The following is a 9,661-nucleotide window of genomic DNA, read 5'->3' on the forward strand; positions in this document are numbered from 1 at the left end:
GGCGACCGTCGAGGTGAGTGGTCTGATCGCCGTCAGCGGCGCCACGTCGGACGAGAACCTGGCGAGCCTGCTGGATGGGGCAACCGCCGGTTTCCGCTCGGAGCTCGAGGCCCAGGCCGACGGCCTGCGCAAGGCGCTGAAGGCGAACAAGGTCACCGCGACCGGCGACGTCGTGTCCGCCGGGGTGGTCAAGCTCGACGAAGGCCGGGCAACGGTGATCGTCGCGGCGACCGGGACGGTCACGAACAAGAAGACCGCCGAGGCCGAGCCGCGCAACTACCGGCTCCGGGTCGACCTTCAAGAACAAGGCGACCGATGGCTCGTCGCGGGACTGGAGTTCGTCGCATGAAGAGCATGAACCGTTCCCGACTGATGGTTCTCGCGGTCGTCGTGGCGGCGCTGGCCGCGGTGCTCGTCGCGGGTTGGCAGGCGCATCGGGCCGCCGCGGTGGCTGACGCTCGCGAGGACGCGCTGTCGGCCGCCAAGACCCGCGTTCCGGTTCTGCTGAGTTACGACAACAGCTCTCTCAGCGGTGATCTTGACCGTGCGCTCGACCAGACGACAGGTGCCTTCCGCGACGACTACCGCAAGATCGTCACGGACGTCGTCGAGCCCACGGCCAAGGACCGCGGCATCAGCACCCAGGCGACCGTCAGCGCGGCGGGGGTCGTCTCGGGTGGCAAGGACGAGGTGGTTGTCCTGGTCTTCCTGACGCAGACCACGACCGCCAAGGGCGACCGGTCCTCGGTGTCCGGCAGTCGGGTCGAAGTGACCATGGAGCGCTCGGGTGCCGGCTGGAAGATCGCCGGACTGGAACCAGTCTGAGGACCGGAGTCGGGGTCCCGGCGGTCACCGATCCGGCGATTCCGCCACTTGCTGTTGTGTCACCCAGGTCGCGATCTGTGCGCGGGAATTGAATCCCAGCTTCGCGAAGATGTGATCAACGTGTGCATCGACAGTGCGACGGGAGATGACGAGCTTGGCGGCTACGTCCTTGCTCGACATTCCCTGAGCCACCAGGTTCGCGACCTCGCGTTCGCGAGCCGTCAGCAGGCGGTCTGATTGTCGAGGTTCGACCGAGGAGGTGCGGCGCTCCCGCAGCGCGAAGGTCACCATTTCTTCGGCAGTCAGCTCGCCTCCGCGTGCAAAGGCGGTGGTGAATCCGGAGGTACCCATCGCCAGGCAAGCCATGTCCTGGAAGTGTTCGCGCCGGGCGAGAAGATGCTTCGCGCCGAACAGGGGGACGCCGACGGTCCGCCAGACCTGGTCCGATGCTCCGAGGAGCACGGCTGCCCGCTCGGAGTCGCCGTGCGCGGCGGCGGTCCACCCGAGAGCATCCAGGATGAAGGCCAGGCCCAGGCTGTCCGGGGTGAACCGTTTGAGCTGGAGTGCCTCGCACAAGTCGGCCTCAGCCTGGTCGAGCTCGCCCTGAAGGAGGCGCAAGATCCCCTTCGCCCACATGGCGTAGGACAACAGCCACCGCTCGCCGGCGTGCTTGCACTGCCGGCATGCCTCGTCGACCACTTCAGCTGCGCTGTCCAACTCGCCCGAGAGCAGGTAGGCCATGGCCAGTGCCGGCCGCACACTGTTGGGGTAGTCGGCGGGTACGTCGGTGCCTGCGTATCGGTCGAGCGCTTCGACCAGCACTGGAATGGCTGCGTGCGGGTCGGAGCCCAGTTCCCGGAGACCGCGCATGTGGGTGGCGTAGGCCAGACCCTTGGGGTCGCCCAGCTGGTCCGCAAGGGCCTGGAGCGCGTCGATCAGGGAAGTCGCCGCAGTCTCGTCGCCCTGGAAGAAGGCGATGTCAGCGGCGGTACCCAGCGCCCAGACCCGTTCGAGGCTTGGCTCCTGGTCCAGGGCCAACGCCCGGTCGAGCCACAGACGGCCTTCGGTCATGAAGCCGAGTGCAGCCCAGAGGAACCAGGGCAGGCCGGCCATCCGCAGCCCGATGCGCACCTCGGCAGGCCGTCCGAGGCAGAACTCCAGCGCAGCGCGTACGTTCGGATGCTCCACGCGGAGCAGGGCCGCCCAGTCCTCCTGTCCCGGTCCGAACCATTCCGCGGAAGCCTTCTCGATGACGTGGCTGTACCAGTCTCGGTGCCTGCGCTGACACTCGGTTTCCGAACCGGACTCCCGCAGTCGGACCTGGCCGTACTCCCGAAGGGTCTCGAGCATGCGGAACCTGACGCGTCCGCCTTGCTCGCCCCGGATCAGGATGGACTTGTCGGTCAGCCCGGCCACCGTGTCGAGCAGGTTCTCCTCGGTGAGCAGCTCGTCCGCGCAGACAGCCTCGAGCGCGTCGAGGCTGAACCCGCCCGTGAAGACGGATGCGCGCGCCCACAGGATCTTCTCCGCGGGAGTGCACAGCTCGTGGCTCCAGTCGATGAGTGCCTGAAGCGTCTGGTGCCGCTCCGGCAGGTTACGACTACCTTCACGAAGCAGGTCGAACCGATTGTCCAGCCGGTGCGCAAGCTCGTCCACCGTGAGGATGCGTAACCGCACCGCCGCCAGTTCGATCGCCAACGGGATCCCCTCCAGGCGCTGGCAGAGCTGGATGACCGCCTGTTCGTTGTCAGGGGTGATCTCGAATCCGGGAACCACCGCAGCTGCCCGGGCGGCAAACAGGCTGACGGCCGCGAACTGCGTCGCCGAGCCGGGAGCGAGACGGACGTCCACGTCGGGCACCGGCAGCGTCGGCACCGGGTACATGTGCTCGCCGGCGATCATCAGCGCTTGCCTGCTGGTGGCCAGGACCCGCAGCTTCGGGGCCGCGCGGAGCAGCCGGTCCACGAGGGTCGCGGTCGTCTCGAGCAGGTGCTCGCAATTGTCGAGGACCAGCAACGTGTGCCGGGGGCGCAGGTAGTCGGCGAGGACCGAGGTAGCGCTTGCTGACTGCTCGCGAATGCCCAGGGCATCGTTCAGCGTGTGGGGGAGCAGGTCCGGGTCCTTCAAGTTGGCCAGCTCGACCAGGCAGACCCCGTCCGGGAACGCGCGTCGCAGGTCATGGGCAACCCGCAGCGCTAGGCGGGTCTTTCCGACGCCGCCGACCCCGGTCAGGGTCACGAGCCGATCGGCCGAGAGGAGTTGGCGGACAGCGTGGGCCTCGGACCTACGGCCCACGAAGCTCGTCAGGTCCGCGGGCAGGTTGTCCGGCGGATTCGCCGACCGTGAGGACATGGTCCAGCCAGCCTAGCCCTCGCGGGGCGTGGCTGTGACGCGAAACGGTCGTACGCGAGCGCAGATAGGTAACGGGATACGTCATTCACACCATGCCTCCTGTGGTGGTCGGCGATCAGTCTGTTCAGACCGATCGAACCCCGTCCGTTGCTTGGGAAGGCGCCGATGACCGCGACTGCATCTACCGAGATCGACGTCCTCGACTTCGAACCCGCCGGGTCCGGGTCGCCCTGGATGCGGGAGGTCGGCGACCTCCAGCTCGCGAACTGGGAAGGTCCGCGCGTGGAGGACGTGTCGTCCCTGGATGACCTTCGGGAGACGCGCCGGGACACCGTGATGGTCGTGGCTGGCTTCCCGTCCGAGGAATGGCCCGCGGAACAGGCAGGTGTGCGCACCTTGACCTTGCCGCGCGCCGTGCTGGTGGCAGCGGGTTGTGACGCGAACATCCCCGCCTGCCTCGTGCTCGAGCAGGACCGACCGCTCGTTGGTGTCCTGGTCACGGTGCTCGACGAGGTCTGGAGCCGTGTTCCAGCCATGAACGCGTCAGAGGTCGAGGCGACCCGCGGGGTGCTGGTGACGCTGACTGCCGGTGTCATCCGCGCGGAGAGCCGTTCTGCGTCACCTCGATCTGGCTTGTCCGGTCTGCGCGCGAAGATCGAAGACTGGATCAACGACAACCTGCGGAGCGGCCCCATCCACGTCGAGACGCTCGCGGCCGCCCACAACGTGTCGGCGCGAACCGTCCACCGCGCATTCTCGTTGACCGGCGACACCATGACCGCAGTCGTGCGTGCCCGGCGTCTCGCCGCGGTCCGTGAGGACCTGGTGCACACGGACATGACCGTCGCGACGATCGCTCACCGCTGGTCCTACTACGACCCCAGCCACCTTGGCCGGGAGTTCCGCCGGCGCTTCGGGGTCTCGCCGAGCGAGTACCGAGACAGCCACGGCTGTTGATCCCCGATGCTCTCGGCACCCGGGGACGACGCCTTGAAGAAGGGTAGAGATGTGGATTTCCGAATGAAGGGGACCCCGGAGGAGAGCGTGAGCGCAGCCGGCGACATCACGTGGTCACCCTCGGCAGATCGGGTCGCGGGCGCCCGGATCACTGAGTTCATCGACTGGCTTCAGGCCACGGACCGATACGAGGCCGCCTCCTACCAGTCCCTGTGGGAATGGTCGGTGACCAGTCAGGAGGAGTTCTGGGCATCCCTGAAGGACTACTTCGGGGTGCAGATGACGGGTGTCGGGCCGGTGCTGGCATCGCATGAGATGCCTCTGGCCGAGTGGTTTCCCGGCAGGCGGCTGAACTACGTCGACACCGTGCTGAGCCACACCACGTCATCCCGTCCGGCGATCATCGACGATTCCGAACCGGGTGGGCCCGGGCCGCGGACGATCTCGTGGACCGAGCTCGGCCGCCAGGTGTCCGCACTCTCGAACTGGCTGCGCGACCGGGGCGTTGGAGAAGGAGACTGTGTGGTCGGGTATCTCCCCAACATCGCCGAGACAGTCATCGCCTTCCTCGCCGCTGCGAGCCTCGGAGCCACCTGGTCGTGCTGCGGGCAGGACTATCAACCGGAGGCGGTGGTCGATCGCCTCGGGCAGTTGGATCCGGTGGTTCTCGTCACGGCTGACGGATACCGCTTCGGCGGACGCGAGGTCGATCGGCTCGAGGCGCTGCCAGCCCTGCAGGCCGGGATGCCGACGCTGCGTGAGGTGCTCGTCGTCGATCGACTGCATCCTGGCTCGGGCGCTCCCGCGGGCACCACGCCTTGGGCAGAGGCGATCGCCGGGGACGGGTTGGCCATGACCCCTGCGCACGTGTCGTTCGACCATCCCCTCTGGGTGCTGTTCTCGTCGGGCACCACTGGAAAGCCGAAGGGGTTCGTCCACGGCCACGGCGGCATCGTGCTCGAGCACCTCAAGGCCTTGGCACTCCATCTGGACCTGGGGCCCTCCGACAAGTACCTCTGGTACACCTCGCCGAGCTGGATGGTCTGGAACTCCCTCGTGAGTGGCCTGCTCGTCGGCGCGACTGTCGTCTGTTACGACGGAAGTCCGTCGTACCCCACCGACGATGCGCTGTGGGCGCTCGCAGCCCGCCACGATGTCACCGTGCTGGGTACCAGCCCGGCGTATCTGCAAGCCTGCGCCCGAGCGGGCCGATCACCCGGCACTGACCACGATCTGCATCGGCTGAGGACCTTGGGGGCCACCGGCTCCGTGGTCGCTCCCGAGCTGCACTCGTGGGTCGCGGAGCACGTCGGCCGCGATGTGCCGCTCGCCTCGGTGACCGGCGGTACCGATGTGGCCAGCGGCTTCGCGGGCTTCGTACCCACCCTGCCGGTCCGGGCCGGGGAGATCACGGCCGCTCAACTGGGTGTCGCCCTGGACTCATGGGACGCGGACGGCCGGAGCCTGCGCGACGACGTGGGGGAGCTGGTGGTCACCCAACCGATGCCGTCCATGCCGACCCGGTTCTGGAATGACGGCGACGGCCTCCGCTACCGGGAGGCCTATTTCGAGACCTATCCCGGAGTCTGGCGGCACGGTGACTGGGTCACCATCACCGAGCAGAACACCGTGATCGTCCACGGACGTTCGGACTCCACCCTGAACCGCAACGGGATCCGGATGGGTACCGCCGACATCTACCGCGTCGTCGAAGAACTCCCCGAGGTGACCGAAGCCCTGGTCATCGGCGCGGAGCAGCAGAACGGCGACTACTGGATGCCTCTCTTCGTGACGCTGGCCGACCACTCCGCCCTCGATGACGCGCTCCGCGAGCGCATCGTTGGACGGATCCGCGAGGCGGTGTCGCCCCGGGTCGTGCCGGACGACGTCATCGTCGTGAGAGGGATCCCGCACACCCGAACGGGCAAGAAGCTCGAAGTCCCGGTCAAGCGCATCCTGCAAGGAGACGACGCCTCGGCGGTCGCCGAAGCACGTTCGGTCGACGACCCGTCCCTGCTGGACGCCTTTGTCGACTATGCAGTCGCCCGGGCTGCCACGTCGTCGTCGCAGGACGCGTGACGAATCGTGGCAGCCCCGTACCGGCGCCCGGCGCGCTCAACCTATGTCCCGGAGATCGCACCCTTTTAGCGTCTTTTCTACCGGCGGGAAAGAACGTCTCACCCGCACTTCGGTCAGCAAAACACCCCAACCTGGAGGTACGTCGTGAACACCGACATCCGGCCGCAGGCCGCAGCAGTCCCGCCGATCCGGGCGACCGTGTACGTCGGTCGCTGGCCCAACATCCCCGCGGAAGACGTGCCTGACTTTCCCAGCGGGACGTTCTCGCCCACGACCGCGACCCTCGTCACCGGTGCGACCGAAGCCGTGCTCATCGACGCCCAGTACCTCAAGGACGACGTGCGCGATCTCGGCGACCTGATCGAGCGGACCGGGAAGACGCTCACCACGATCTACGTCACCCACGCCCACGCCGACCACTACCTCGGCATCGGTCCCCTCATGGAGCGGTTCCCGGACGCCAAGTGCGTCGCGTTGCCGCACGTCGTCGAGGAGATCAAGGAATCCATGGAGCTGCAGCGGGGGCAGTGGGCGTTGATGTTCGGCGACGCGTGTGTCGACGCCGGGGCGCTTCCTGACCCTTCCGACGACAAGACCCTCTATGTCGACGGCTCCCCCCTTCACATCATCGAGGTGAAGCAGGCGGACATCCATCCGACCACCATCGTGCACATCCCCGAGATCGACGTCGTGGTGGCTGGCGACTCCGTCTACAACGAGATCCACCCCATGCTCGGCCTGTCGACGCCGGAGGAATGGCAGGACTGGCTGGAGACAGTCGCGCTGGTCGAGAAGCTGGCACCCAAGGTGATCGTCGCCGGCCACCGCAGGCCCGACGGCGACGACCACGCGGTCGACACCATGATCGCCGAGACCCGTGCCTACATCCAGGACTTCGCGGCTGCCTACGAGGTGGCAGGCGATGCCGAGGACCTGGTCCGCATCATGTCGGCGAAGTACCCGGGCCACGGCAACCTCTGGACCCTGCAGTTCTCGGCCATGAGCGCGATCCAGCTGCGCGACGCAGGTGCGACCGCCGCCGACATCCAGCCCTGACCACCCTTCTGTTGAAAGGAACTGCAATGGCACGCGAAGACATTGAATTCTTGGCTGACGACGTCACCTTGCGCGGGTGGTTCTACCCCGCGGAAGGGGCGGTCTCCCCAGCCCCGGTGGTCGTGCTGGTGGGCGGGCTGACCACGGTCAAGGAGATGCATCTCGACGACTATGCCGAGTGCTTCTCCCGGGCTGGCCTGAACGTCCTGGCCTACGACCACCGCAACTTCGGCGCGAGCGACGGCACACCGCGCCAGGACATCGACCCCATCGCCCAGGTTCGCGACCTTCGTCACGCCATCACGTACGTGACGGGGCGTGAGGACGTCGATCCCGCCCGGGTCGGCATCTGGGGATCGAGCCACGGCGGTGGGCTCGTGCTGAGTGTCGCCGCAGTCGATCCTCGGGTACGAGCCGTGGTCGCCCAGGTCCCGTTCATCAGCGGGTCCGGCCAGCTGACGCGGCTCGTTCGTCCCGACTTCCGTCCCATGTTGCACGCCAGTCTGGACGCAGAGCGGCGCAACCTCTACAACGGTGGCGAGCCCACGCTCATGCCGGCGGTCGACGCGGATCCGATGGGCTCGGCGCTGATGGCCAGCGAGGAAGCCTGGGACTTCTTCACGAAGACGGCGCAGGACCGGGCACCGTCCTGGCGCAACGAGGTGACCGTTCGCTCGCTCGAGCGGATCGGCGAGTTCGAGCCGGGCGATGGTATCCACCGCATCTCACCGTCCTCGTTGCTGATGATCGTGGCCGATCAGGACATCAGTGCGTATGCAGATCTCGCATTCGAGGCCTACGAACGGGCCCGTGAGCCCAAGGAGCTGGTCGTGCTGCCCTGCGGCCACTTCGACATCTACACCGGCGCCGAGTTCGAGGTGTCGTCCACGGCTGCTTGCGAGCACTTCGTTCGCGCCTTGGCGTAGGACCCGTCCGGGACGGCGGGCCCCATCGTTCCCACGTGACCACCCAGGTCAACATCCCTCTCACCTAAGGAATTCGTCATGCCCCTGTGGAACATTCAAACCCCGATCGGTGCCTACACGGCAGATCAGAAGAAGGCATTTGCCAAGGACATCACCGCGGCGTACACCGAGACCGTCGGTATCCCGGCGTTCTATGTCGTCGTGAACTTCCGGGAGGTGCCCGAGGAGGACTTCCTGGTCGGTGGCGAACCCGTCGGAAACTTCATCCGGATCTTCGTCGACCACGTCGCCCGACAGCTGGAAACGGCTGAGCTCAGGGCCTGGGCGAGCGAGGAGTTCGAGAAGGCGCTGGTTCCCCATGTCAAGGATCGCGGATTCGACTGGGAGTGGCACGTCGACGAGACCCCGATGGACCTCTGGCGCACGCAGGGCCTCGTTCCACCTCCGGCATTTTCCGACGTGGAGAAGCTCTGGGCCAAAGAGAACCGGCCGATTCCTTACGAGGTCGCTGCCTCGTGACCAAGCACCCCGGGGTACGGCGGCGCCGTACCCCGGGGCACCAGCACGTACCGACGAGAGAGCCGAGATGACAGGGGACGCCACGCCGTGCACGACTGATGTCGTGCTCGCGCAGCGTCGGGGACGTGTCCTGGTGCTCACCCTGAATCGTCCCGACCGGCTCAATGCGTGGACCGAGGTCCTGGAGCAGCGCTACTTCGAACTCCTCGACGCGGCCGAGTCGGATCCTGACGTGCGGGCCGTCGTGCTGACGGGAGCTGGCCGCGGGTTCTGTGCCGGCGCAGAGATGGACGACCTCTCCGAGGTCGTGGAGAGCCAGGACTTCTCCGCGTTGGCGCAACGTGATCCGCCGCGCCACCGCCCGCTGCTGTTCACCAAGCCGCTGGTTGCGGCGATCAATGGCGCAGCCGCCGGCCTCGGCCTCGTCGAGGCGCTGTACTGCGACGTTCGCTTCACCACCCCGCACGCAAAGCTGACCGCCGCCTTCTCCCGTCGCGGCCTGATCGGCGAGTACGGCGTGGCCTGGTTGTTGCCGCGCCTTGTCGGCCGGAGCCGTGCCCTGGACATCATGCTCTCCTCACGCGTCATCCTCGGCGAGGAGGCCCTTCGGCTGGGGCTGGTCGACCGGGTCGTCGCGCCCGAACTGTTGCTCGACGCTGCCGTCGCCTACGCCACGGAACTGGCCGACTTCTGCTCCCCTGCGTCCATGCGGACGATCAAGGGGCAGTTGCTCCAGGCCCAGGACAGCACGTTCGCCGAGGCGGTCCACGAGGCCGATCGGCTCATGCTCGACGCCTTCAGCTCCCCGGACTTTCGCGAGGGGCTCGCCAGCTACCTCGAAGCTCGGCCGCCAGCTTTTCCGGCCTAGCCATCGCACCCCCCATCAAGCTCATCTTCATCCCAGGAGGACCCCATGCCCGAAGCAGTCATCGTCTCAGCCGTCCGCT

General features: G+C 67.2%; 9 protein-coding genes. 8 read left to right on the forward strand and 1 reads right to left on the reverse strand.

The genetic code is table 11. The features are described from left to right. Together ACOADB_RS11825 and ACOADB_RS11830 are read left to right on the forward strand one after the other, a co-directional pair. The coding region (locus ACOADB_RS11825; RefSeq protein ID WP_378598458.1) for a hypothetical protein at window positions 1–349 on the forward strand (349 nt) is incomplete at its 5' end. Next, on the forward strand, window positions 346–825 hold the full coding sequence (locus ACOADB_RS11830) for a hypothetical protein (RefSeq protein WP_378598461.1): 480 nt from the start codon (window positions 346–348) through the stop codon (window positions 823–825). The genes ACOADB_RS11825 and ACOADB_RS11830, both read left to right, overlap by 4 nt. A gap of 24 nt (window positions 826–849) precedes the next feature. Here the strand turns inward: ACOADB_RS11830 and ACOADB_RS11835 are convergent, their stop codons facing one another. Then, on the reverse strand, window positions 850–3,177 hold the full coding sequence (locus ACOADB_RS11835; RefSeq protein WP_378598464.1) for an ATP-binding protein: 2,328 nt from the start codon (window positions 3,175–3,177) through the stop codon (window positions 850–852). A gap of 165 nt (window positions 3,178–3,342) precedes the next feature. Here ACOADB_RS11835 and ACOADB_RS11840 point away from each other — a divergent pair, with 165 nt between their 5' ends. The 6 genes from ACOADB_RS11840 (at window position 3,343) to ACOADB_RS11865 (ending at window position 9,582) form a co-directional block, all read left to right on the forward strand. Continuing rightward, window positions 3,343–4,134, forward strand: a complete 792-nt coding sequence (locus ACOADB_RS11840; protein ID WP_378598467.1) for an AraC family transcriptional regulator — start codon at window positions 3,343–3,345, stop codon at window positions 4,132–4,134. Between the two features lie 63 nt (window positions 4,135–4,197). Next, window positions 4,198–6,213: an acetoacetate--CoA ligase gene (locus ACOADB_RS11845; protein WP_378598470.1), complete on the forward strand. Its 2,016-nt coding sequence runs from the start codon at window positions 4,198–4,200 to the stop codon at window positions 6,211–6,213. Between the two features lie 144 nt (window positions 6,214–6,357). Further along, window positions 6,358–7,269, forward strand: coding sequence for an MBL fold metallo-hydrolase (locus tag ACOADB_RS11850; RefSeq protein WP_378598473.1), 912 nt, complete (start codon window positions 6,358–6,360; stop codon window positions 7,267–7,269). Window positions 7,270–7,295: 26 nt separating this feature from the next. Beyond that, the gene (locus tag ACOADB_RS11855; RefSeq protein ID WP_378598476.1) at window positions 7,296–8,195 is read left to right on the forward strand and encodes an alpha/beta hydrolase; all 900 of its coding nucleotides are present in this window, start codon (window positions 7,296–7,298) and stop codon (window positions 8,193–8,195) included. A 78-nt stretch (window positions 8,196–8,273) separates the two neighbouring features. After that, on the forward strand, window positions 8,274–8,714 hold the full coding sequence (locus ACOADB_RS11860; protein ID WP_378598479.1) for a tautomerase family protein: 441 nt from the start codon (window positions 8,274–8,276) through the stop codon (window positions 8,712–8,714). 67 nt (window positions 8,715–8,781) lie between these two features. Then, window positions 8,782–9,582, forward strand: coding sequence for an enoyl-CoA hydratase-related protein (locus tag ACOADB_RS11865; RefSeq protein ID WP_378598482.1), 801 nt, complete (start codon window positions 8,782–8,784; stop codon window positions 9,580–9,582). Window positions 9,583–9,661: the final 79 nt, after the last annotated feature.

The sequence above is a fragment of the Nocardioides sp. CPCC 206348 genome (genome assembly GCF_048654705.1).
Taxonomy (GTDB): Bacteria; Actinomycetota; Actinomycetes; order Propionibacteriales; family Nocardioidaceae; genus Nocardioides.